Here is a 23,479-nt window from a genome sequence, read left to right as displayed (position 1 = left end):
CAAAATCAAAAGGTTTCACGACGACAGCCGATATCAATGCGCAGTGCCGTAGCCGGCTCCAAAAACCTTTTCGCCGCCGATCCAGACGCCCTTCGGGTCGAGATCGTCCGACAGCGCGACAATATCCGCAGCCGTGCCGTTGGCGAATCGGCCAAGCCGGTGCGACTGGCCGATTGCTTGCGCCGGATAGAGCGAAGCCATGCGCAAGGCCTCGGAAAGCTCGACCCCGATGACGCGGTGGGTGAAACGAATGGCCGAGATCATGTCGAGATCGGCGCCCGCCAGCGTTCCGTCGCCGAGCCGCAGGCTGCCATGCCTGCGATAGATGGTACGGCCGTTGAGCGTGAACGACGTCATGTCGGTGCCGATTGTCGCCATGGCGTCGGTGACCAGAACGATCCTGGCCGGCCCCTGCTTGGCGCGCAGTGCGATCTTGATGGTGGCCGGATCGACATGGATGCCGTCGGCGATGAGACCGGCCGACAAGGTGCCGATGTCGATGGCGGCGCCCGCCAGGCCAGGCTCGCGATTGCCGATCTGGCTCATCGCATTGAACAGGTGGGTAACCATCGAGGCGCCCGCCGCGGCAAAGGCGCTGGCGGTGGCGTAGCCGGTGTCGGAATGGCCAAGGCTGACGATGACGCCGGCCTTAGTCAGCGCCGCGACGCGAGCCGGCTCGACGGATTCGGGCGCGATGGTGGTCAGCAGCACCGGCAGCTTTTGCCGCGCCGCGATCAGCATCGCCTGGTCGGCATCCGTCATCGGCCGGATCAGCGCCGGATCATGCGCGCCCTTGCGGGCGACCGACAAATGCGGGCCTTCGAGATGCAGCCCGAGAAAGCCAGGCACCTTCTGGCGCGCCGCCGCCTCGCCGGCGGCGACAGCGGCGGCCGTGATTGCAGGCGTGTCGGTGATCAGCGTCGGCAGCAGCGCCGTCGTGCCGAAGGGCGCGTGCGCGCGGCAGATGGTCTCGATGGAAGCGACATCGGGATGGTCGTTGAGCATGACGCCGCCGCCGCCATTGACCTGCAGGTCCACGAAGCCCGGCACCAGCAGGCCGTCACCGGCGTCGACGAGGGCGATGTCCGAGGGGACGGCGCCCGTGGGCAAAATGGCCTCGACGAGACCGTCGCGCACGACCAGCGCGTGGCCTTCATGCCAATCGTCGCCGTCGAAAATCCGGGCGCCAGTCAGGGCAAAGCGATTGCTCATACGGTCTCCGTCACCTTGCGAAGATTGCGCGGCGTGTCCGGGTCGAGACCGCGATGGCGGGCAAACGCCTCGACGAACATGTAGAAGGAGACGATCAGCGTCAGCGGATCGGTCAGTGGATGGCCGGTGGCGACATGCGGCAGGCGCACGGCGCGTTGGGCAAGTGCCGAGGTGACGAACACCGGCGCGCCCTTGGCCGCCAGGCTGTCGGCGGCCTCGGCAATCGACGGTTCGGACGCGTCGCGCGCGGCCAGCGCCAGCACCGGAAAATCAGGGCCGACCAGCGCCAGCGGGCCATGCATGACCTCGGCGGCGCTGTAGGCTTCCGCATGCATGCCGCAGGTCTCCTTGAATTTAAGCGCAGCCTCATTGGCCATCGCCGCCGACGGTCCGCGGCCGAGGATGAACAACGACTTCTGCTTCTCGATCGTCTCAGAGAGCACGCTCATCCAGTCGCAGGCGATCGCCTTGCCGAAATGCTCCGGCAGGCGGGCAAGCGCCGCCAGCAGCGCATCGTCGCCGGTGGCATGCGCCATCAGAGCGAGGCCGGCGACGGCCGAATTGATGAAGGTTTTGGTGGCCGCGACGCTGCGCTCGGGGCCGGCCAGGATATCGATCGCATAGTCCGAGGCACGCGCCAGCGGCGAATCGGCGGTGTTGGTGATGGCGACGGTCAGCGCGCCTCCCGCCCGCGCGGTTTCGGCCATGGCGACGATGTCGGGGCTCTTGCCCGACTGCGAGATCGCCAGGCAGGCCGAGCCGGCGAGCCTGAGCTTGCGGCCATAGATCGAGGCGATCGACGGCCCGACCGATGCGACGGCCAGGCCCGCGGTCAGCTCGACGGCGTATTTCATGAAGGTGGCGGCATGGTCGGACGAGCCGCGCGCCACGGTGACGACGAACTGCGGGTCACGTTCACGGATGCCGCGCCCGGCTTCGGTCAGCACGGCGCCGGAGCCGTCGAGCAGGCGGGCGACGGCCTGCGGGACCTCCTCGATCTCGCGCCGCATATGGGTCATCTCTGTCGACATGGTCGGCTCTGTCGTGCTCATGGTCGGCCCTCTTCGCTCGGCCCTGTCAGCCGCAGTTCGGCGACGAAATCATAGGCGTCGCCCCGGTAGATAGAGCGGGTGAATTCGATCACCTTGCCGCTCGCCAGATAGGAAATACGTTCGATGTGCAGGCCGGCAATGCCTGGCGGCACCTCGAGCAGGCGCGCGTCGCTGTCGCCGAGATTGGCGGCGGAAATGCGCTGCACCGCCCGCACCGGCCGATTGCCGGTCAATTCCAGCGCGGCATAGAGCGAGGAGCCTATGTCGGCCGGGTCGGGCAACACGCTGGCCGACAGCGAGGCCCGCTCGATCGCCAGCGGCGTGTCGTTGGCAATGCGCAGGCGCGCCACGCGCGCCACCAGTTCGTTCGACGACAGGCCGAGCACCATCATTTCGTCGGGCGAAGGTGCGTAAAGGCCGCGGTCGAGCCATGCCGAACGCACCACCATGCCGCGCCGCGCCATGTCCTCGGTAAACGAGGTCAGCCGCGACAGCGACTGTTCGACACGCTCCATGCGCCGCGCCACGAAGGTGCCGGAGCCGTGGCGCTGCACCAGGATGCCGCCCTTGACCAGGTCCTGCACCGCCTTGCGCACGGTGACCCGCGAAATATCGGCCTTGGTGGCGATGTCGCGTTCGGAGGGCAGCGCGTCGCCCGGCCCGATCAGGCCGCGATTGACCGCGTCCTCGATGCTCTTGCGCAGCTGCAGATAAAGCGGCGCGCCGCTTTGCGCCTGATGTTTCAGCGTGGCGAAGATCTGGTCGGCGGCCTCGCTCATCGAGTTGCCCCCGCGTGTCCGGCGAAAAGGCGAACCGCCATCTGCACCGCGCCGCCCAGCGCGTCGTCGAGCGGCGGCTTCAGCAGCGCCCGGTAGCGGGCAGACAGGCGCGGCGCGTAGAGCGGCGCCAGCCCGCCGAGGAGGCACAGCGGCGCGTCGTCGGCGAGATCGAGCGCGCCGAGCGAGGCTTCGACATCGGCAACCACCCTGTCGAGGATCCAGTTGGCGACGCTGTCGCCCTTCTCGGCGTGTTCGAACACCTTGGGTGCGAAGCCGCCGAAATCGCCGGGCTTGGCATTGGTGGTGAATTCGACGACATCCTCCGGGTTGTTGCGGAAGACGGCCAGCATGCTCTGCGTCAGCGGCGAGCCCGCGCGGACGCCGTCATAGGCAAGCAGTGTCTGTTCGAGCAGGTCGCGGCCGATACGGGCGCCGCTGCCCTGGTCGCCAACCTGGAAGCCCCAGCCGCCGATGGCGCGCGATTTGCCTTGTCTGCGCGCCATATAGGCGGTGCCAGTGCCGAGGATCGCCATGGCGCCGTCACCGGAGCCGACAGCGCCTTCCAGCGCGATTTCGGCGTCGGTCTCGACGCGGCTGATGCTGAATGGCAGGATCGCCTCGAGCTGCTGCCGGTAGGTGCCGACATTGGCGCCGGCAAGGCCGAGAATTGCGGGCGTTCGCGGGATCAGTTCCGGATCCTGCCCGGCGACGAGGAACGCCTGCCTGGCGGCCTCGACGATGTTCGAGCGAGCGCCGGTCAGGTCGGTGCGGATGTTGGCGGCGCCGCTTTTGGCGCGGCCGATCACCGTGCCGTCCGCCGTTGCCAGGGCGGCCCTGCAGCTGGTGCCGCCGCCATCGATTCCGAGCACGAAATTCACGTTGATTTCTCCTCCGGGCGGATAATACCAATAAAATACCAATAGCCAAGGGTTAATTTCCGTTTCAAAAAGTTTAAGCCGTATTTTATTGAAAAATCTGCGTATTTCGGCGGCTCAGCGATTTCCGGCCCGCGAATTCGTTAATGCGTGTGGACAAGTGGTATTTTTTTGGTATTGTTCTGGTATTGGAGGAACCGGGATGGCCGAAACGCGCACCGAAGCGCTTCACAAAAATGCCGAGGGGCTGGATATCCAGCCTCCGGACGCCATCCTTTCCTATTTGGCCGATGCGCAGATCGAAGCCGCCAAGGTGGTGCGCCATGCCATTCCATCCATCGCGAGGGCCGCCGAGATCATCGCCGGCAGGCTGAAGAGCGGGGGCAAGCTTGCCTACGCCGCGGCCGGCAGCTCAGGCCTGATGGCACTGGCCGATGCGCTGGAGCTGCCGGGCACCTTCGGCATTCACCGCGACCGCATCGCCATCCTGATCGCCGGCGGCGACGACGCTTTCCGCACGCTGGCCGGCGGGCCGGAAGACGATACCGAGGAAGCCGCGGCAGCGGTCGCCGAGGCCGGCCTCGGCAAGGGCGACTGCCTGATCGCCATTTCCGCCAGCGGCACGACGCCCTATGCCGTGCGGGCCATCGAGGAGGCTGCCCGCCGCGGCGCTGCCACCATCGGCATCGCCAACAACAGGGACTCTGCGCTGCTGCGCCAGGCACAAACCGCCATCCTGCTCGAAACGCCGCCGGAACTGATCGCCGGCTCCACGCGCATGGGCGCCGGCACTGCCCAGAAGATCGCGCTCAACATGCTGTCGACGCTGACCGCCATCCATCTCGGCCATGTGCATGACGGCTACATGGTCAATCTCATGGCCGACAACATCAAGCTGCGCGACCGCGCGGCGCGTATCGTCGCCGCCGTCAGCGGCCGCGGCACGGACGAAGCGGCCCGCCTGCTCGAAAAGAGCGGCGGCGCGGTCAAGACCGCCATTCTGCTCGCCGCCGGCGCCGACAGCACTGACGCGGCGCAGAAGATACTGGAAGAGGCCGGCCAGAAGTTGCGGCCGGCCCTTTCCGCTATAGAGGGGAGCAAGGGCTCAAAAGCCTCTGTTCTCATCAAAACCGAACCTGAAAAAGGTCAACAGGGAGACTGAGCATGACAACGAAACTACTGACGGCACTGCTTTTGGGCACCAGCATTCTCGGCTCGGCCGGGTTGGCTCACGCCGACGACGTAACGCTCAACATCGAAAGCTGGCGCGGCGACGACCTTGCCATCTGGAAGGACAAGCTGATCCCGGCTTTCGAAGCCAAGAACCCGGGCATCAAGGTCGTGTTCGCACCCTCGGCTCCGACCGAATATGACGCCGCGCTCGGCGCCAAGCTCGCCGCCGGCTCGGCGGGCGACCTGATCACCTGCCGCCCGTTCGACAAGTCGCTTGAGCTGTTCAAGAAGGGCAACCTTGCCGATCTCTCGGCGCTGCCTGGCATGGAGAACTTTTCGCCGGTGGCCAAGTCCGCCTGGCAGACCGACGACGGCAAGGCGAGCTTCTGCGTGCCGATGGCCTCGGTCATCCACGGCTTCATCTACAACAAGGACGCCTTCGACAAGCTCGGCATCAAGGTGCCGGAGACCCGCGACGAGTTCTTCGCCGCGCTCGACAAGATCAAGGCCGACGGCACCTACATCCCGATGGCGATGGGCACCAAGGATCTCTGGGAAGCCGCGACCATGGGCTACCAGAACATCGGCCCCAACTACTGGAAGGGCGAGGACGGCCGCGCGGCGCTGATCAAGGGCGATCAGAAGCTGACCGACAAGGACTGGGTCGCGCCGTATGAGGAACTGGCCAAGTGGAAGCCTTATCTCGGCGATGGCTTCGAGGCGCAGACCTATCCGGACAGCCAGAACCTGTTCACGCTCGGCCGCGCCGCCATCTACCCGGCCGGCTCGTGGGAGATCGGCCTGTTCAACACCCAGGCGCAGTTCAAGATGGGCGCCTTCCCGCCGCCGGTCGAGAAGGCCGGCGACACCTGCTACATCTCCGACCATACCGATATCGGCATGGGCCTGAATGCGGCTTCGAAGAACGCCGATGCGGCCAAGACCTTCCTGTCCTGGGTCGCCTCGCCGGATTTCGCCACCATCTACGCCAACGCACTGCCGGGCTTCTTCAGCCTGAACTCCTCGCCGGTGAAGATGGAAGACCCGCTGGCGCAGGAATTCGTCTCCTGGCGCGGCAAGTGCAAGTCGACGATCCGCTCGACCTACCAGATCCTGTCGCGCGGCACGCCGAACCTCGAGAACGAGACCTGGGTTGAATCGGCCAACGTCATCAACGGCACCGATACGCCGGAAGCGGCGGCCAAGAAGCTGCAGACCGGCCTCGACAGCTGGTACCATCCGGCCAAGTAAGAGCTCAGGTAATGGAACCGGCCGGCGCACGCCTGGCCGGTTCCGGACTACCTCATTCAAAGTGCGCCTATTCAGATTGCGATTGTCGGCACCGCCTCCCGGCCTTACCCTCTCTTCGGGGAAGGCTAGCTGATCAGTCGCAGGCCTTTGTTCCTGCCGCATCGGCAGGAATGGTCGGGCCGTGCATCGACGCATCATCTAGATCGATACCCTTTGGAACCGAGAGACGGCGGGGACCGAACTCATGGCCGCAGATATCAGAGCGAAAAGACCGTTCCGCTGGCATATAGGCGTCTTCCTGGCGCCGGCGGTGCTTGTCTACACGGCAATCATGATCCTGCCGCTCGCCGGCACGCTGCAGCTCTCGCTGTTCCGCAACATCGAGCAGCACCAGGTCTTCGTCGGGCTGGAAAACTTCCGCATGCTGTTCGGCGATCCCAACTGGTCGGTGGGTTTCTGGAACGCGCTGAGGAACAACACCTGGTTCTTTATCATCCACATGCTGGTGCAGAACCCGATCGGCGTCATGCTGGCCGCGCTTCTGTCCAGCCCGAGACTGAGGTTCGCGGCCTTCTACCGCACGGCGATCTTCGTGCCGACCATCCTGTCCTTCGTCATCGTCGGTTTCGCCTGGAAGCTGATCCTGTCCCCGTTGTGGGGCGTAGCGCCGCATCTGATGGATCTCGTCGGCCTGAAAAGCCTGTTCACGCCATGGCTCGGGAAGGAACAATATGCACTCACCGCACTCAGCCTGATTTCGGTGTGGCAGTTCGTCGGCATCCCGATGATGCTGATTTACGCCGCCCTGCTGTCGATCCCCGAAGAGGTGATCGAGGCCGCCGAATGCGATGGCATCACCGGCCTGGCGCAGTTCTGGAAGATCAAGCTGCCGCTGATCCTGCCGTCGATCGGCATCATCTCGATCCTCACCTTCGTCGGCAATTTCAACGCCTTCGACCTGATCTACACCGCGCAAGGCGCGCTCGCCGGGCCGAACTATTCGACCGATATTCTCGGCACTTTCCTCTACCGCGCCTTCTTCGGCTTCCAGCTGCAGGTCGGCGACCCCAATATGGGCGCGGCGATCGCCACGATGATGTTCCTGATCATCCTCGGCGGCGTCTGCGTCTATCTCTTCCTCGTCCAGACGCGCCTGCGTCGCTACCAGTTCTGAGGGGCCGAGAGATGAGCACCGCCACCCGTTCCGTGCCCCGCACCATCGGCGCCCATGCGATCCTGTTGACCTACACGGTGATCGCGCTGTTTCCGGTGATCCTGGTGATCATGAACTCGTTCAAGTCCCGCGCCGGCATCTTCGGCGCGCCACTGACGCCGCCGACGCCAAAGACCTTCGACCTGATCGGCTACACCACCGTCATCGGCCAGGGCGACTTCTTCCACTATTTCCAGAACAGCCTCGTCGTCACTGTCGCCTCGCTGTTCTTCGTGCTCCTGTTCGGCGCCATGGCAGCGTTTGCGCTGTCGGAATACCGCTTCCGCGGCAATTCGCTGATGGGGCTCTATCTGGCGCTCGGCATCATGATCCCGATCCGGCTGGGCACCGTCGCCATCCTGCAATTGATGGTGGCGAGCGGGCTGGTCAACACGCTGACGGCGCTGATCCTGGTCTACACCGCGCAAGGCCTGCCGCTTGCCGTGTTCATCCTGTCGGAGTTCATGAAGCAGGTGTCCGACGATCTGAAGAATGCCGGCCGCATCGACGGCCTGTCGGAATACACCATCTTCTTCCGCCTGGTGCTGCCGCTGGTCAGGCCGTCGATGGCAACCGTCGCCGTCTTCACCATGATCCCGATCTGGAATGACCTGTGGTTCCCGCTGATCCTGGCGCCGTCGGAAGAAACCAAGACGGTGACGCTCGGCGCCCAGCTGTTCCTCGGCCAGTTCGTCACCAACTGGAACGCTATCCTGGCGGCGCTGTCGCTGGCGATCATGCCGGTGCTGATCCTCTACGTCATCTTCTCGCGGCAGTTGATCCGCGGCATCACCTCCGGAGCCGTCAAGTGACCTCTGAAACACCCCTCCGCGTTGTCGTAGCCGGCCTCGGCAATATGGGTCGCAGCCATGCGCTGGCCTACCATACCAATCCAGGTTTCCAGATCGCGGCGCTGATCAATCGCTCCGACGTGCCGCTGCCGGACGGGCTGTCGGGTTACGGCATCAGGCGCTCCTTCGACGAGGCATTGCGTGACGAAAAGCCCGATGTCGCCTGCATCGCCACCTATTCCGACAGCCATGCCGACTATGCGGTGAAGGCGTTCGAGGCCGGTTGCCACGTCTTCGTCGAAAAGCCGCTGGCAACGACGGTGACCGATGCCAGGCGCGTCGTCGCGGCGGCCAAGGCCAACGGCAGGAAGCTGGTGATCGGCTACATCCTGCGCCATCACCCGTCCTGGATCAGGCTCATCGCCGAAGCGCGCAAGCTCGGCGGCCCCTACGTCTTCCGCATGAACCTCAACCAGCAATCCTCGGGCCATACCTGGGAGACGCACAAGCAGTTGATGCAGACGACCTCGCCGATCGTCGACTGCGGCGTGCACTATCTCGACGTCATGCTGCAGATTACCGATGCGAAGCCCGTGGAAGTGCGCGGCATGGGCGTGCGGCTGACCGACGAGGTCGCGCCCTCGATGTACAATTACGGCCACTTGCAGGTGCTGTTCGATGACGGTTCGGTCGGCTGGTATGAGGCCGGCTGGGGGCCGATGATTTCGGAAACCGCCTTCTTCGTGAAGGACGTCATCTCGCCCAATGGCTGCGTGTCGATCGTCATGAAGGAAGGTGTGAAGTCCGATGACATCGACACCCACACCAAGACCTCGACCATCCGCCTGCACAATGCGGCGACCGGCGCGGACGGCAAGTTCGCCAAGCCAGACGAGATGTTGTCGATGGAGGGCGAACCCGGCCATCAGGACCTCTGCGACCTCGAACAGGCCTTCGTGCTGAAGGCAATCCGCGAGGATCTCGATCTCACCAAACATATGGACGACGCGGTCAAATCGCTCGCCGTCTGCCTTGCCGCCGACGAGAGCGTGCGCAGTGGCGCCGCCGTCAAACTCTAGAACAGGGACTAAGCCGTGGGCTCGCTGAACATCGAGAACGTGAAGAAGGCCTTTGGGCCGGTCGAGGTGCTGAAGGGCATCAACCTCGAAGTGAACGACGGCGAGTTCGTCGTTTTCGTCGGGCCGTCCGGCTGCGGCAAGTCGACCCTGCTCAGGGTCATCGCCGGACTGGAGGATTCGACCTCGGGCCGCGTCGTCATCGATGGCGCGGACGTTTCGGCCACGCCGCCGGCCAAGCGCGGCATCGCCATGGTGTTCCAGACCTATGCGCTCTATCCGCATCTGACGGTGAAGAACAATATGGGCCTCGGCCTCAAGCAGGCCGGCACGCCGACCCCGGAGATCGAGCGCCGCATCGGCATCGCCTCGTCGATGCTGTCGCTGGAGCCCTATCTCGAAAGGCGGCCGGCCGAACTCTCCGGCGGCCAGCGTCAGCGCGTCGCCATCGGCCGCGCCGTGGTGCGCGAGCCGAAGCTGTTTCTGTTCGACGAGCCGCTGTCGAACCTCGATGCCGCGCTGCGTGTCAACACGCGGCTCGAGATCGCGCAATTGCACCGCCGGCTGAAGGCGACGATGATCTACGTCACCCACGACCAAGTCGAGGCGATGACCCTGGCCGACAAGATCGTGGTGCTCAACGCAGGGAAAATCGAGCAGATCGGTGGCCCGATGGAGCTCTACAATTCGCCGGCAAATGAGTTCGTCGCCGGCTTCATCGGCTCACCGAAGATGAATTTCGTCGACGGCGCCCGTCTCGGCGAAACCGCCAGGACCATCGGCGTGCGGCCGGAACATCTGACCGTCGATCCGAAATCCGGCTCCTGGAAGGGAACGGTGGTGCACGCCGAGCATCTCGGCGCCGACACCAACCTCTATCTCGACTGCGAGAAGGCCGGGCTGATCACCGTGCGGATTTTTGGTGTTTACGATGCCGAGCCGGGTGCCACGCTGTATGCGACGCCGGATCCGGCGAAGACGTATCGGTTTGGTGCGGATGGGAAGGTGCTGAAGTAGATACGCCGGCGCAGCCCCCTCACCCAGCCTCCGCTTCGCTCGGCTGACCTCTCCCCGAGGGGAGAGGAGATTGTCAGCGCCGACGCCAGTCTCTTCTCCCCAGCGGGGAGAAGGTGGCCGCGAAGCGGCCGGATGAGGGGGCAGCGCCGACCCCGAAATGTACTGCCTAAACGTCCGCCTTGAACGTCTGCTTCTGCTGCCCCAGGCCTTCAATGCCCAGTTCAACCACATCGCCGGCCTTCAAGAACACCGGCGGCTTCATGCCCAGCCCGACGCCGGGCGGCGTGCCGGTGGAGATGATGTCGCCGGGGTGCAGCGACATGAACTGGCTGAGATAGGAAACCAGATACTTGACGCCATAGACCATGGTCTTGGTCGAGCCGTTCTGCATCGTCTTGCCGTTGACGGTCAGCCACATTTTGAGGTTCTGCGGGTCGGCCACTTCGTCTTTGGTCACCAGCCATGGGCCGGTCGGGCCGAAGGTGTCGCAGCTCTTGCCCTTGGTCCACTGGCCCTGGCGCTCGGCCTGGAAGGCGCGTTCGGAGACGTCGTGGGCAACGCTATAACCGGCGACATAGTCGAGCGCATCGGCCTCGCTGACATATTTGGCGGTTTTGCCGATGATCACGGCCAGCTCGACTTCCCAGTCGGTCTTCTCCGAGCCGCGAGGGATCAGCACGTCGTCATCCGGCCCGACAATGGCCGAGCTCGCCTTCATGAAGATGATCGGCTCCGGCGGCACGGTGGCGCCGGTCTCGGCGGCGTGGTCGGAATAGTTCAGGCCGATACAGATGAACTTGCCCGTGCCGGCAACGCAGGCGCCGAGGCGCGGGCTGCCGGAAACCGCCGGCAGCGACTTCGGATCTAGCTTGGCGAGTGCTGCCAGCGATGCCGGATCGAGTGCCTTGCCGCCGATATCGGTGACGTGAGCGGAGAGATCACGGATCGTTCCATCCGCATCGAGCAGGCCGGGACGTTCGCTTCCCACCTCGCCATAGCGCAGCAGTTTCATCTAAATCCTTCTCCTGATTGCGGCCTCGTGGCCTTTTGCAAACTTTCCGCCAAGGCGATTGCTCCTTCAAGGAACCGGCGGACCGTACCCATCGACCTGACTACGGACAAGCGCGATCGCCATACAAGATAGCCGGCGCGCGGGATTTTCAGACTGTTCGATCCCCTGTTAAACGCCGGCAACGGGCCAGATCGTCCGGCCCACGCAAGATTTCCGCAGTCAGATCGACCAGCCGCCGTCGATATTGTAGGCCTGCCCGGACGTGTACGTGGCGCCGGCCAGGTAGACGGCCAGATCGGCGATTTCCTCCGGCGTGCCGAGCCGGCCCATCGGCTGGCGGGCGATGAAGGCGGCGCGGGCGGCATCATAGTCGCCTTGCGCGTGCATGCGGTCCTGCAGCGACGGGCTCTCGACCGTGCCGGGGCAGATGGCGTTGCAGCGTATGCCCTTGCCGACATAGTCGGCGGCTATCGCCTTGGTCAGGCCGATGACCGCGGCCTTGGTCAGGCCATAGACGAAGCGGTTGGGCACGCCCTTGGTGGAACTGGCCAGCGAGGCCATGTTGATGATCGATCCGTCGCCGCGTTCCAGCATGCCGGGCAGCACGGCCCGGCTGGTGCGGATCATGGCGCGGACATTGAGGTTCAGCGCGAAATCGAGGTCGCCGTCCTTCATCTCCAGGATCGAGCCCGAATGGACGAAACCGGCGCAATTGAACAGCACGTCGACGACACCGATCTCGGCAAAGGCGGCGTTGACGGCTTCGTCGTTGAGCACGTCCAGCTTGCGGGTCTTGATCCCTGGCGTCTTGGCGAGTTCCGCCAGCAGCGTCTCGTTGATGTCGGTGGCGTAGACGATGGCGCCGGCTTTTGCGAAGGCCAGTGCGCTCGCCTTGCCGATCCCTTGCGCCGCTGCCGTGACGACAACGACCTTGCCTGCCAGATCCGCCATGCTGTTCTCCTCGTCCGCTGGGATAGTCCGGGTCTACCTGCGGCTGGCCAAGGCGTCATGTGCCAGTCACGCGTGATCGTGCAGCCTGCGCCGTTGACCGTTCACTGATAAAGATGTTTTTTCTCGTTAAAGAACATCTGTCCGGGCGTCAAGCCCGAACACGATCTGAACAGTACCGGCAGGCCATCAATCGCCGTAAGGCACCCAGACATTCTTGACCTCGACGGCGCGGCGCAGGAAGGCGTCGCCGGCGGCTTGGTCGGATGCCCAATCGATGCCGCGGCCATTGCCGCTCCAGACGCGCTTGAGGTTGCCGATGGACGCGGCCTCCGCCTTGGCGCAGGTCTCGGCATCGGCGAATACCCAAAGCCCGTCGACATCGTCATGCTTGGCCAGCACGCCGGCGAGTTCGGCGCTGCGACCGGTGACGATGTTGATGGCGCCTGAGGGAATGTCGGAATATTCGATGACCTGGTAGAGATCGGTCGCCAGCAGCGGGTAGCGCTCCGACGGCACTGCGACCACGGTGTTGCCCATCGCGAGTGCGGGTGCAATCAGCGAGATCAGGCCGAGCAGCGGCGAGGCATCCGGCGCGACGATGCCGACGACGCCGACCGGCTCGTGCAGCGCCAATGTCACGGCACGCGCGGGCGGTTGGTGCACGCGGCCCTCGAATTTGTCAGCCAGACCGGCATAGAGGAACAGCCGCTCGATGGATTGTTCTACCTCTTCCCGCGCGGCCTTGGGCGTAGCGCCGGTCAATTCGGTGAGACGGGCGGCGAACTCGCCGGCGCGGCCGGAAAGGTTCTCGGCCAGATAATAGAGCACCTGGGACCTGTTATAGGCGGTCGCCTCCGGCCAGGCCTTGGCACCGCGGGCGGCGGAGACGGCATCGCGGATATCCTTGCGGCTACCGAGCCCAACTTCGCCGGCAAGCTTGCCCTTGGCGGTGGCGATGGCGAGCGAATAATTGCCGTCCGGCCGTACCTGCTTGCCGCCGATGAACAGCTTTGCCGTACGGTCGATTGCCGCGCCATCGGCCTGCTCGACCGGTTGCGCCGACATCGTCGCCGGCTTGATGACCGGGCCGAGCGGCAATTTTGCCGTGAGATATTCGAACATGCCCTCGCGCCCGCCCTCACGACCGAAACCACTCTCGCGGTAGCCGCCGAAGCCACAGGCGGCGTCGAACATGTTGGTGCCGTTGACCCAGACCACGCCGGCCTTCAATTGCGGCGCGACGTGCAGGGCAAGGTTGACATTCTCGCTCCACACCGAGGCGGCGAGGCCATAGCGCGTGTTGTTGGCGAGCTCGATCGCTTCCTCGGTGTTGCGGAAGGTCATGGTCGCCAGAACAGGGCCGAACACCTCTTCTTGCGCCAATATGTTAGCCGGCGAAACACCTGTGGCGAGCGTCGGCAGATGGTAGTAGCCGGAGGACGGCAGCGCGGCATCCGGCTGCCAGCAGACGGCGCCCTGTCTGGCGCCTTCGGCAACCAGGCCCTTGACGCGCTCGAGCTGGGTCAGATCGACGAGCGGACCGATATCGGTGTTCTTGTCCAGCGGGCTGCCGACGCGCAGCCGGCTCATCCGCGTCTTGACCTTGGCGATCAGGGCGTCGGCTATGCCTTCCTGCACCAGGAGCCGCGAACCGGCGCAGCAGACCTGGCCCTGGTTGAACCAGATGCCGTCGACCAGGCCTTCGACGGCGCTGTCGAGATCGGCATCCTCGAAGACGATGAAAGCCGATTTGCCGCCGAGCTCCAGCGACAGTTTCTTGCCCGAGCCGGCGGTGGCCTTGCGGATGATCTTGCCGACCTCGGAAGAGCCGGTAAAGGCGATCTTCTGGACGCCGGGATGGTTGACGATGGCGACGCCGGCCTCAGGGCCGCCCTGGACGATGTTGACGACGCCCTTCGGCACGCCGGCACGCTCGCAAATCTCGGCGAACAGGATGGCGGTCAGCGGCGTGAACTCGGCCGGCTTCAGCACCACGGTGCAGCCGGCGGCGAGCGCCGGCGCGATCTTCCAGGCCAGCATCAGCAACGGAAAGTTCCACGGGATGATCTGGCCGACGACGCCGACACCTCTATGGCCGGGGAAATCCCTGTCCAGCGCCTGCGCCCAGCCGGCATGGTGGATGAAATGGCGGATCGCCAGCGGCACGTCGATATCGCGGCTTTCGCGGATCGGCTTGCCGTTGTCGATGGTCTCAAGCACCGCGAACAGGCGCTGATGCCGCTGCATGGCGCGGCCGATGGCATAGAGTACTTTGGCACGCTGATAGCCTGAGGCTGCCGACCACTTCGGCAGCGCCTTGGCGGCGGCCGCAACCGCCGCGTCGATATCGGCGGCATTGGCATCCGAGACCTCGGCCAGCAGCTTGCCGGAAGACGGCTCGCTGGTCTCGAAGGTCTTGCCGCCGGCAGCGGCTTTCCAGTCGCCGCCGATGAACAGCGCCTTGCCGAAATCGCGCGCGGCAAGCCAGGCGTCGGCCTCGTTGCGGGCCTCCGGTGCCGGGCCGTACTCCATGGCGTGGTAGCGGTCGAGAATGTTCATCAGGTGCCTCCTTCACCCTCCCGCCTGGGAGGGTCGATCGGCAAAAGCCGATCGGGGTGGGGGTAAAGGCTCACGCCATCGCGTGGCGATGATTGGCCGAATAATGTCCGGTCAGATGGTGCTCGAGCTGGCGCTCGATGTCGGTCAAGAGGCTCGACGCGCCGAAGCGGAACAGGTCCGGCTCCAGCCATGGCCGGCCGAGCTCTTCCTTCATCAGCACCAGCCAGTCGAGCGAGGCCTTGGCCGTGGAAATGCCGCCGGCCGGCTTGAAGCCGATGAGATAGCCGGTTTCCTCGAAATAGGCCCTGATGGCACGCACCATGGCGAGGCCGACGGGCAGCGTCGCGTTGACGCTTTCCTTGCCGGTCGAGGTCTTGATGAAATCGGCGCCCGCCATCATCGCCACCATCGAGGCCAGCATGACATTGCGCAGCGTGGCGAGGTCGCCGGTGCCGAGGATGACCTTCAGATGCGCATCACCGCAGGCGACGCGCATCGAGACGATCTCATTGTAAAGCTCCCGCCACTTGGCGCCGAACACCAGGCCGCGCGGGATGACGACGTCGATCTCGTCGGCGCCGTCACGGACCGAGGCCTCGATCTCCTGCAAACGGGTCGACAGCGGCGCCAGGCCATGCGGAAAGGCGGTGGAGACGGCGGCGACATGGATGCCAGTGCCGCGCACCGCATCGACGGCGGTGGCAACGAAGGGGTGGTAGACGCAGACGGCGGCCGGGCGGATGGTTTCACCTGATATGCCGAGGCCCTCGACAATGTCGCGGCGGAACGGGTTGATCGCCTTGGCGCAGAGCCGGCGCACGCGCTCCTCGGTGTCGTTGGAATTCAGCGTCGTCAAATCCATGCAGGCGACGGCGCGCAGCAGCCAGGCGGCCTGGTTGTCGGCCTTGATCGAGCGCCGCTTGGTCAGGCTGGCGACGCGCCGTTCCAGCGCCGAGCGATTGACGCTGCGCACCGATTCCATGAAGCCAAGGTCGAGCTTCATGCCGGGGTTGCGCGCAATGCGATGATCGTGCGGGACGGCTGTATTGGCGGCGGCACGCGCCGGCAGCGGCGTCACCTTGGACGGGCCGACATCGGCTTCGCGGATTGTGCTGCTCATCTCCTGCCCTTTCATTCAGCGACGTATGCCGAAGATAGCCCGTGAAGCCGTACTTCACGAGTCCTGCGGGCGGTCATAACCGAAAAAGGCGGCGAAAGCAGCAGTTTTTGACCGTGCGGTCAAAAACGTAGACTTCGAGATGTTGGTGCGGCTCAGCCGACGAAGGCGCGCTCGACGACAAAAGTCGCCGGATGGCTCAGCGAGCCTTCCTCGAAGCCGAGGCTTTCGGCCAGTTCCTTGACGTCCTTCAGCATATGCATCGAGCCGCAGATCATGATCCGATCGGTTTCCGGGTTGAGCTTGTCGATGCCGAGATCGCTGTAGAACTTGCCGGAGCCGATCAGCGCGGTGATGCGGCCCATGCGTGCCGATTCCTCGCGGGTCGTCGAATTGTAGAGCGTGACGCGCCCAGTGGTCAGTTCACCGATCAGCGGGTCGCTTTCAAGTGCTGCGACCAGCTCCTGGCCATAGGTCAGCTCGGCATTGTCGCGGCAGGTATGGGTCAGGATCAGTTGATCGAATTTTTCGTAGGTGTCGGGGTCGCGCAGCAGGCTGGCGAAGGGCGCGATGCCGGTGCCGGTCGAGATCATGAACAGCCGCTTGGCCGGCGTCAGCGCGTCGACCACCAGCGTGCCGGTCGACTTCTGGCGCATGATGACGGTGTCGCCGACCTGGATCTTCTGCAGCTCCGAAGTCAGCGGGCCGTCCGGCACCTTGATCGAGAAGAATTCCAGCTCTTCGTCCCAGGCCGGGCTCGCCACCGAATAGGCGCGGTACACCGGCTTCTCCGCATTGGGCAGGCCGATCATGACGAACTCGCCGGAGCGGAAGCGCAGCGACTGCGGACGGGTGATGCGGAACGAGAACAGCCGGTCGGTGTAGTGCTTCACCGAGACCACGGTTTCGGCATAGACATTGGCCGGAATCGGGAACTGCAGCGGTCGGGCGCCGACGGTGTTGAGAGCGGATGTGGTGTTCATCAAATCCAACCTTCTGGCCCAGCTCACGGACGCGGGCGCCAAACCTTCACTTGCGCGCCCGGACCATTCAGGTCCCGGCGTGCTGTTCGCACACTCCAAAGCGGCAAGCTCTTGTGTCCGGAATTTATTAGTATACAAACGATATTTGCGTCAAGATGCTCCCTTAAAACAGCTTTCCAAACTGACGCATATCCGTAGTCCGCGCATTTCGGGTTTCGACGATGGAAGAGAATATTTCGGCGCAAGCGCACGATTCCCGGGGAAATGTCGTTGCCGGTATCGATGTCGGCGGCACCTTCACCGACCTGCTCCTGATCGACGGAAGCGATGGCGGCAGGGTGTATCTGGCCAAGACGCCGACCACGGTCGACAACCAGGCCTTCGGTGTCGTTTCGGCGCTCGGCGCCACCGGATTTCCGATCGACGGCATCGACCTCATCGTGCATGGCACGACCACCACCACCAATGCGGTGCTCGAACGCCGGCTGGCGAAAACCGGCATGATCACCACGCGCGGTTTTCGCGACGTGATCGAGCTTGGCCGGCGCACGCGGCCGCAGGCCTATGGCATGACCGGCAGCTTCGTGCCGATCATCCCGCGCAATCTCAGGCTCGAAGTGTCGGAGCGCGTCGAGGCGTCGGGTGCGATACGCACACCGCTCGACGAGGCCGAAATGCGCGAGGCGGTGCAGACGCTGATCGCGGCCGGTTGCGAATCCCTCGTCATCCATTTCCTGCATTCCTACGCCAATCCGGCGCACGAGCGGCGCGCCACCGAAATTGCCGCCGAGCTCTGGCCGAACGGCTACATCACGGCAGGCCATGCGCTGCTGTCGGAGGCGCGCGAGTTCGAGCGCGGCGTCACCGCTTCGGTCAACGCCTCGGTGCAGCCGATCCTCGAGCGCTATGTCGAGCGGCTGCGCAAGGAACTGGCTGCAAAAGGCTATGCCCGCGACTTCCTGATCATGAACGGCAATGGCGGCATGATCTCGGCCCGCTTCGTCACACGTGAATCGGCCAAGACTGTCATGTCCGGTCCGGCCTCGGGCGTCATCGCCGCCGCCTACACCGGAAAACGTGCCGGCTTCGAAAACCTCGTCACCTACGACATGGGCGGCACTTCGACCGACGTGGCGCTGATCCGCAATGCCGAGCCGGCTGTCTCGAACGAGATCGAGATCGAATATGCCATGCCGATCCATGTGCCGATGGTGGCGGTGCACACGGTCGGCGCCGGCGGCGGCTCGATCGCCCGCGTCGACGCGGCCGGCCTGATCCAGATCGGCCCGGAAAGCGCCGGCGCCAATCCCGGCCCGATCTGCTACGGGCGCGGCGGCCTCGATCCGACCATCACCGACGCCAATCTGGTGCTCGGCCGGCTGGCGCCGAAGAAGCTGCTGGCGGTCGAAAACCCGGTCACATCAGAGCGCGTCACCGGCATCTTCGAGGAGAAAATCGGCAAGCCGACCGGCCTGTCCGGCGTCGAGGCGGCGGGCGCGGTGCTGCGGCTCGGCAACATGAAGATGGCCGGCGCCATCCGCATGGTGTCGGTGTCACGCGGTCATGACCCCCGCGATTTCGCGCTGTTCGCCTTCGGCGGCGCCGGGCCGCTGCATGCGACTGCCCTGGCGCGCGAACTCGGCCTGCCCAAGGTGCTGGTGCCCGCGCGTCCAGGCATCACCAACGCGCTCGGCTGCGTCGTTGCCGACCTGCGCCACGACTTCGTCAACACCATCAACCAGCCGGTATCGGTGCTCGACGAAACGCATCTTCACGCGGTATTGGAACGGCACCGAAACGAAGGCGAGGAACTGATCGGCAAGGAAGCGGTAAAGCCGGAGACGATCCGCGTCACCCACTCCGCCGACATGCAGTTCGTCGGCCAGACCCACATCCTCAACGTGGCGCTGCCGTCCTCCTCGGTGACCCGGGCAACGCTGCAGCAGCTTTTCGAAAAGGCCTATTTCGCCCGCTTCAAGGTCGAGCTGCCGGAAATCCGAGCCAATCTCGTCAATCTCAATACATCGGTCACCGGCGTGCGTCTGGCGATCGATCTGTCGCGCCTGATCGATCCGGCGGGGCGCGCAGCAACGCTGGACGAGGCGCGGCGCGAAATCCGGCCGGTCTGGTATGCCGGCCGTTGGCACGACACGCCCGTATATGCGCGCGAAAAGCTGCCGCTCGATGCAATCATCGAAGGCCCGGCGATCCTCGAACAGATGGACGCCACCACCGTGCTCGAACCCGGCGACCGCGCACGCAGCGACGCTGACGGCAACATCATCATCGACATTGGCGAGGCCTGATATGGCAAAGCTCGACGCCATCACCCTTTCGGTCCTCCAGGCGGCCCTGCAGCAGGTCTGCGACGAGATGGACCTTACGTTCTCTCGCGCCGCCTTCTCGCCTGTCATCGCCGAGGCCAATGACCGTTCCGACGGCATCTATTCGGCTGTCGACGGTTCGCTGATCGCGCAAGGCAGCCAGGGCCTTCCGGTGTTCGTCGGCGTCATGCAATATTCGACCAGGACGGTGATCGAGATGATCGCCGACGGCCGTTGCCTGGCGCCGGAACCGGGCGACATCTACATCGTCAACGATCCCTATCTCGGCGGCACCCATCTGATGGATGTGCGCTTCGCGATGCCGGTCTACCGGGACGTCAAGATTTTCTGCTGGCTATCCAACACCGGCCATTGGCCCGACATTGGCGGCTCGGTGCCGGGCGGATTTTCAGCCTCGGCGACTGCCGTGGAGCAGGAAGGCCTGCGGCTGCCGCCGGTCAAACTGTTCAAGAAGGGCGTGCTCGACCCGGAAATCTACGCCATCATCTGCTCCAACATCCGCGTCGCCGACCAGCGCATCGGCGATATCAGGGCCCAGGCCGCCGCACTGCTGATCGGTCAGGATCGGCTGAATGGAATCCTGGATCGTTACGGGGATGAAACGGTTGTAGAGGCGATCGCCGAACTGCGCCGCCGCGCGGCCGAGCAGATGCGCGCCAACATCTCAGCCATTCCCGACGGGACCTACCATTCGAAGGCCTTTGTCGATTCCGATGGGGTGGTCAACGAGCCGCTGATCATCGCGCTCGCCGTCGAAAAACAGGGCGACACGCTGACCTTCGATTTCACCGGTTCGTCAAAGCCCTGCGCCGGGCCGATGAACAGCGTGCTGGCGACGACCCTATCCTCGGTCTATCTCGCCATGCGCCACATTTTCCCGGATGTACCGATCAGCGCCGGCGCCTTCGAACCCCTGATCGTCAAGCGGCCGGAAGGCACGTTCCTCGACGCCAAATATCCGCGGCCCGTCTCGGGCTGCGCCGCCGAGGTGTCGCAGCGCATCGCCGAGGCGGTGTTCGCGGCGATGGTGCAGGCATTGCCGGAGAAGGTGACGGCGGCGCCCGCCGGCTCCAGCGGCAATTTCGCGCTCGGCGGCAACGACCCGGCACGCGGCCGCGACTACGTCATGTACCAGATCTCCGGCGGCGGCTATGGCGGCAATTCAGGCCATGACGGCCTGACCAATGGCTGCTCGACCATCGGCATCTCCAAGTCGCCGCCGGTCGAGATCATGGAACAGGCATTCCCGGTGCTCTACCGCCACTACGCCTTGCGTGAAGGCTCCGGCGGCGCCGGCAAGCATCGCGGCGGTTTCGGCCTCGCCTATGAGGTGGAAATCCTGCGCGGCGACGCCCGCGCTTCCTTCGTCATGGACCATGGCCGGTTCGGCCCGCAGGGCGCGCTTGGCGGCAAGGACGGCGCCGTCAACACGGTGACCGTCTTCCGCAACGGCGAGGAACACGTGCCGCCGCATTTGTCCAAGGAACAGGACATTGCGCTCAAGGCCGGCGACCGCGTGCGCGTCGGCACGCCGGGCGGCGGCGGCTATGGCGATCCGCTGCAGCGCGATGCCGATCTTGTGCTGCGCGACGTGGCGCTGGGGTACTACACATCAGAGGAAGCCACCGAGAAGTTTGGCGTTGTCCTCTCGGCCGGGGAGTTGGCCATCGACCGGACGGCCACCGACAAGCAGCGCGTCGGCTAACACATCATCGATCGATCGCCTGGTCTGCTCGCCGCGCCGTGATCGCCGCAGCGCATGTCGTTTCCGTCTCCGCCGCGCGCCTGGAAGACCGTAGACTTCCCGCTTTCAACGGGGATCTCGAACATGCGTCTTTTCGGTCGTTTCGTGCTTGCCGCTTCCGTCACCCTCACCCTTGCCACGGGTGCCGCCTCCGCCCAGGATAAAAAACTCAGGATCGGCACCGAAGGCGCTTATCCGCCCTTCAACTACGCCAGTGCCGACGGCACGCTGGGTGGCTTCGACATCGAGCTGGGGAAGGCGCTGTGTGCTGAGATGAAGGCCGAGTGTGAGTTCAGCGTGCAGGATTTCGATGGCTCGATCCCGGCGCTGCAGGCCGGCAAGTTCGACGCGATCATCAACATCACCATCACACCCGAGCGGGCCGAGAAGGTCGAGTTCACCCACAAATACTACCAGACGCCGCCGGCTATCGCCGTGCCCAAGGATTCGACCATCGCGGGCACGTCGCCCGATGATCTGAAAGGCAAGGCGCTCGGCGTGCAGACCGCGACCATCCACCAGAAATTCGCCGACCAGAAATATGCAGGCTCGACGGTCAAAGCCTATCCGACGGGCGACGATGCCCGCACCGACATGGCCAATGGCCGCCTCGACGCGATGATGGACGGGTCGATCATCTTGACCGAGTGGTTGAAGAAGCCAGACGGCGCCTGCTGCAAGCTGCTCGGCACGCTGACCGCCGATCCGGCCATACACGGCCCCGGCGTCGGCATCGCCCTGCAAAAGGGCAACAAGGAACTGGCCGACAAGCTCAATGCGGCCATCGACGCGCTGCGCGCCAATGGCAAGTACAAGGAAATCAACGACAAGTACTTCTCGTTCGACGTCTACGGCAGCTGAGACCGTTTGGAAACTCTACTCTGGCGGCCATCTGAAGGCGTTTTCTGCGCTTCCGGTGCTCACGGACCTGAATGTCCGCTGCGCTCCGGTTCTCGAAACCACCATCATATGACTCGCCAGAGCGAATTTCGAAACGGTCTCTGGATCGCAATTCATGATGGAGACTTCCTTGGCTGAGCGGCGTTCCCCTTTCTACAGCAGCATCGTCGGGCTGGGCGCGACCATGGGTCGTGTCGGGGGCGATTTCATCTCGGCCAAAACCTATTCCGGCATTGCCGACGAGCACCTGAACACCCGCAAAAATGTCGGCGTGCAGGATCTCAGCACCATGGGCAAGATGGACATCAAGGGGCCGGACGCCGAGGCGCTGGTCAACCATGTCATCGTCAATAATGCCGCTGCCATGAAACCGGGCCAGGTCCGCTATTCCACGGTCTGCCGCGAGGATGGCGGCATCATGGACGACCTCACCGTGTTTCGGTTGGGTCCGGAGCACTTCATGCTGGTAACCGGCTCGGTCAACCGCCTGAAGATGCTGCCCTGGCTGTTGCATCACGCGCAGGGTCGCAAAGCCTATGTCACCGACATAACCGCAGCCATCGCCTTCCCGACCATCCAGGGCCCGCGCTCGCGCGAACTGTTGAAGGCGATGATCTCGGATGCCGATCTGGACGGGCTGAAACGCTGGTCGTTCACGTCAGGCCACATCAACGGCACGCGGGTGCTGATCTCGCGCACCGGGGTCACCGGCGAGCTCGGCTTCGAGCTGTTCGTGCCGGCCGACGAGGCCGCTTCGGTCTGGGACGCGCTGATGCGGACCGGCCGGGACTTTGGCCTGAAACCCTATGGCGTGCTGGCAATGTTCACGCTGGGCCTGGAAAAGGCCTATCCGGCGCACGGCATCGACATGGACGAGAGCCGCACCCCGTTCCATGTCGGGCTCGACCGCTGGATCAAGTTCGACAAGGGCGATTTCGTCGGCCGGCAAGCGTTGCTCAAGGTCCGCGACAAGGGCCTCGACGAGCAATGGGTCGGCCTGATCCTCGACGGCGACAAACCGGCCGCCACCGATGCCAGGGTCCTGGCCGATGGCGAGGACGCCGGCACCGTCACCTACAGCGATCACGGCTATTCCCTGGGCAAGGTGCTGGCCACGGCGCACCTGCGGCTGCCTTTCACCGCGATTGGCACCGAACTCAGCATCGACATCGATGGCAGGCCGACCCGTGCGGTCGTGGCGCCGATACCGTTCTTCGATCCCGAGGGGGGGAGGTTGCGCGGCTAACTGGGCTTACCCTGGAAATCATTTTGGTCTCTCCTCAATGGTTATGATATTGTCTCGAAATGAAGTCTCCTAGCTCACGAGCCAGTCGTTCAGCCAAGACCGGCCAGTTCGTGCTGACCAGCGAGCGCGGCGAGAAAATCAGCGCCGTGGAAGGCATGACGTTATCGCCTCGCATGGCGAAAT

Annotated in this window: 19 protein-coding genes; 10 read left to right on the top strand and 9 right to left on the bottom strand. The window is 64.4% G+C overall.

Features of this window, described 5'->3' with window-relative positions:
* Nucleotides 1–33: 33 nt before the first annotated feature.
* Genes nagA through M729_RS0107035 form a run of 4 tightly spaced genes read right to left on the bottom strand, consistent with a single transcriptional unit; the run spans nt 34 to nt 3,921 of the window.
* The gene (nagA, locus tag M729_RS0107050) at nt 34–1,212 is read right to left on the bottom strand and encodes an N-acetylglucosamine-6-phosphate deacetylase (protein ID WP_013528579.1); all 1,179 of its coding nucleotides are present in this window, start codon (nt 1,210–1,212) and stop codon (nt 34–36) included.
* Nucleotides 1,209–2,243, bottom strand: coding sequence for an SIS domain-containing protein (locus tag M729_RS0107045; protein WP_024502148.1), 1,035 nt, complete (start codon nt 2,241–2,243; stop codon nt 1,209–1,211). The genes nagA and M729_RS0107045 overlap by 4 nt, the downstream gene beginning before the upstream one ends.
* A 17-nt stretch (nt 2,244–2,260) precedes the next feature.
* Nucleotides 2,261–3,043, bottom strand: coding sequence for a GntR family transcriptional regulator (locus tag M729_RS0107040; protein ID WP_027161164.1), 783 nt, complete (start codon nt 3,041–3,043; stop codon nt 2,261–2,263).
* On the bottom strand, nt 3,040–3,921 hold the full coding sequence (locus M729_RS0107035) for an N-acetylglucosamine kinase (RefSeq protein WP_027161163.1): 882 nt from the start codon (nt 3,919–3,921) through the stop codon (nt 3,040–3,042). Before M729_RS0107035 ends, M729_RS0107040 begins: the two co-directional genes overlap by 4 nt.
* 199 nt (nt 3,922–4,120) lie before the next feature.
* On the opposite strand from M729_RS0107035, the gene M729_RS0107030 reads away from it, so the two are divergent.
* From M729_RS0107030 to M729_RS0107005, 6 genes are all read left to right on the top strand, one after another.
* Entirely contained in the window at nt 4,121–5,080 is a 960-nt protein-coding gene (locus tag M729_RS0107030) for an N-acetylmuramic acid 6-phosphate etherase (protein ID WP_027161162.1), read from the top strand.
* Between the two features lie 2 nt (nt 5,081–5,082).
* Nucleotides 5,083–6,342 carry an ABC transporter substrate-binding protein gene (locus M729_RS0107025; protein ID WP_013528574.1) on the top strand — a complete coding sequence of 420 codons (1,260 nt, stop codon included), beginning with the start codon at nt 5,083–5,085 and terminating at the stop codon, nt 6,340–6,342.
* Between the two features lie 244 nt (nt 6,343–6,586).
* Nucleotides 6,587–7,516, top strand: a complete 930-nt coding sequence (locus M729_RS0107020; RefSeq protein ID WP_027161161.1) for a sugar ABC transporter permease — start codon at nt 6,587–6,589, stop codon at nt 7,514–7,516.
* 11 nt (nt 7,517–7,527) lie between these two features.
* A complete protein-coding gene (locus M729_RS0107015) occupies nt 7,528–8,367 on the top strand; it encodes a carbohydrate ABC transporter permease (protein WP_027161160.1) in 840 nt (279 codons plus the stop codon).
* Nucleotides 8,364–9,425, top strand: a complete 1,062-nt coding sequence (locus tag M729_RS0107010; RefSeq protein ID WP_027161159.1) for a Gfo/Idh/MocA family oxidoreductase — start codon at nt 8,364–8,366, stop codon at nt 9,423–9,425. The genes M729_RS0107015 and M729_RS0107010 overlap by 4 nt, the downstream gene beginning before the upstream one ends.
* A 15-nt stretch (nt 9,426–9,440) precedes the next feature.
* On the top strand, nt 9,441–10,439 hold the full coding sequence (locus tag M729_RS0107005) for an ABC transporter ATP-binding protein (protein ID WP_024502143.1): 999 nt from the start codon (nt 9,441–9,443) through the stop codon (nt 10,437–10,439).
* A gap of 166 nt (nt 10,440–10,605) precedes the next feature.
* On the opposite strand, the gene M729_RS0107000 is transcribed toward M729_RS0107005, so the two are convergent.
* The 5 genes from M729_RS0107000 to M729_RS0106980 all read right to left on the bottom strand — a co-directional run bounded on the left by M729_RS0107000 (nt 10,606) and on the right by M729_RS0106980 (nt 17,061).
* Nucleotides 10,606–11,451 carry a fumarylacetoacetate hydrolase family protein gene (locus tag M729_RS0107000; protein ID WP_013528568.1) on the bottom strand — a complete coding sequence of 282 codons (846 nt, stop codon included), beginning with the start codon at nt 11,449–11,451 and terminating at the stop codon, nt 10,606–10,608.
* Nucleotides 11,452–11,670: 219 nt separating this feature from the next.
* Nucleotides 11,671–12,402 (bottom strand): SDR family oxidoreductase, encoded by a 732-nt coding sequence (locus M729_RS0106995; RefSeq protein ID WP_013528567.1) that lies wholly within the window; start codon nt 12,400–12,402, stop codon nt 11,671–11,673.
* A gap of 186 nt (nt 12,403–12,588) precedes the next feature.
* Nucleotides 12,589–14,961: an aldehyde dehydrogenase family protein gene (locus tag M729_RS0106990; protein ID WP_027161158.1), complete on the bottom strand. Its 2,373-nt coding sequence runs from the start codon at nt 14,959–14,961 to the stop codon at nt 12,589–12,591.
* 70 nt (nt 14,962–15,031) lie between these two features.
* Entirely contained in the window at nt 15,032–16,081 is a 1,050-nt protein-coding gene (gene deoC, locus M729_RS0106985; RefSeq protein WP_027161157.1) for a deoxyribose-phosphate aldolase, read from the bottom strand.
* 152 nt (nt 16,082–16,233) lie between these two features.
* Entirely contained in the window at nt 16,234–17,061 is an 828-nt protein-coding gene (locus M729_RS0106980; RefSeq protein WP_027040179.1) for a ferredoxin--NADP reductase, read from the bottom strand.
* A gap of 221 nt (nt 17,062–17,282) precedes the next feature.
* On the opposite strand from M729_RS0106980, the gene M729_RS0106975 reads away from it, so the two are divergent.
* The 4 genes from M729_RS0106975 to M729_RS0106955 all read left to right on the top strand — a co-directional run bounded on the left by M729_RS0106975 (nt 17,283) and on the right by M729_RS0106955 (nt 23,296).
* The gene (locus M729_RS0106975) at nt 17,283–19,367 is read left to right on the top strand and encodes a hydantoinase/oxoprolinase family protein (RefSeq protein ID WP_027161156.1); all 2,085 of its coding nucleotides are present in this window, start codon (nt 17,283–17,285) and stop codon (nt 19,365–19,367) included.
* Between the two features lies 1 nt (nt 19,368).
* Nucleotides 19,369–21,111 (top strand): hydantoinase B/oxoprolinase family protein, encoded by a 1,743-nt coding sequence (locus tag M729_RS0106970; protein WP_027161155.1) that lies wholly within the window; start codon nt 19,369–19,371, stop codon nt 21,109–21,111.
* A gap of 123 nt (nt 21,112–21,234) precedes the next feature.
* Nucleotides 21,235–22,011 carry an ABC transporter substrate-binding protein gene (locus tag M729_RS0106960; RefSeq protein ID WP_027161154.1) on the top strand — a complete coding sequence of 259 codons (777 nt, stop codon included), beginning with the start codon at nt 21,235–21,237 and terminating at the stop codon, nt 22,009–22,011.
* A gap of 154 nt (nt 22,012–22,165) precedes the next feature.
* Nucleotides 22,166–23,296, top strand: coding sequence for an aminomethyltransferase family protein (locus tag M729_RS0106955; RefSeq protein WP_032808070.1), 1,131 nt, complete (start codon nt 22,166–22,168; stop codon nt 23,294–23,296).
* Nucleotides 23,297–23,479 lie beyond the last annotated feature (183 nt).

This window comes from Mesorhizobium sp. WSM1293 (assembly GCF_000513875.1).
GTDB classification, from domain to species: domain Bacteria; phylum Pseudomonadota; class Alphaproteobacteria; order Rhizobiales; family Rhizobiaceae; genus Mesorhizobium; species Mesorhizobium ciceri.
Note: the sequence above shows the minus strand (reverse complement) of the source record. Positions and strands in the feature narration are given on the sequence as shown.

Bases quoted from the DNA above. Each gene is read 5' to 3' on its own strand.
- nagA (WP_013528579.1), bottom strand. From the start codon at position 1,212: ATGAGCAATCGCTTTGCCCTGACTGGCGCCCGGATTTTCGACGGCGAC.
- M729_RS0107045 (WP_024502148.1), bottom strand. From the start codon at position 2,243: ATGTCGACAGAGATGACCCATATGCGGCGCGAGATCGAGGAGGTCCCG.
- M729_RS0107040 (WP_027161164.1), bottom strand. From the start codon at position 3,043: ATGAGCGAGGCCGCCGACCAGATCTTCGCCACGCTGAAACATCAGGCG.
- M729_RS0107030 (WP_027161162.1), top strand. From the start codon at position 4,121: ATGGCCGAAACGCGCACCGAAGCGCTTCACAAAAATGCCGAGGGGCTG.
- M729_RS0107025 (WP_013528574.1), top strand. From the start codon at position 5,083: ATGACAACGAAACTACTGACGGCACTGCTTTTGGGCACCAGCATTCTC.
- M729_RS0107020 (WP_027161161.1), top strand. From the start codon at position 6,587: ATGGCCGCAGATATCAGAGCGAAAAGACCGTTCCGCTGGCATATAGGC.
- M729_RS0107015 (WP_027161160.1), top strand. From the start codon at position 7,528: ATGAGCACCGCCACCCGTTCCGTGCCCCGCACCATCGGCGCCCATGCG.
- M729_RS0107000 (WP_013528568.1), bottom strand. From the start codon at position 11,451: ATGAAACTGCTGCGCTATGGCGAGGTGGGAAGCGAACGTCCCGGCCTG.
- M729_RS0106995 (WP_013528567.1), bottom strand. From the start codon at position 12,402: ATGGCGGATCTGGCAGGCAAGGTCGTTGTCGTCACGGCAGCGGCGCAA.
- M729_RS0106990 (WP_027161158.1), bottom strand. From the start codon at position 14,961: ATGAACATTCTCGACCGCTACCACGCCATGGAGTACGGCCCGGCACCG.
- deoC (WP_027161157.1), bottom strand. From the start codon at position 16,081: ATGAGCAGCACAATCCGCGAAGCCGATGTCGGCCCGTCCAAGGTGACG.
- M729_RS0106980 (WP_027040179.1), bottom strand. From the start codon at position 17,061: ATGAACACCACATCCGCTCTCAACACCGTCGGCGCCCGACCGCTGCAG.
- M729_RS0106975 (WP_027161156.1), top strand. From the start codon at position 17,283: ATGGAAGAGAATATTTCGGCGCAAGCGCACGATTCCCGGGGAAATGTC.
- M729_RS0106970 (WP_027161155.1), top strand. From the start codon at position 19,369: ATGGCAAAGCTCGACGCCATCACCCTTTCGGTCCTCCAGGCGGCCCTG.
- M729_RS0106960 (WP_027161154.1), top strand. From the start codon at position 21,235: ATGCGTCTTTTCGGTCGTTTCGTGCTTGCCGCTTCCGTCACCCTCACC.
- M729_RS0106955 (WP_032808070.1), top strand. From the start codon at position 22,166: ATGATGGAGACTTCCTTGGCTGAGCGGCGTTCCCCTTTCTACAGCAGC.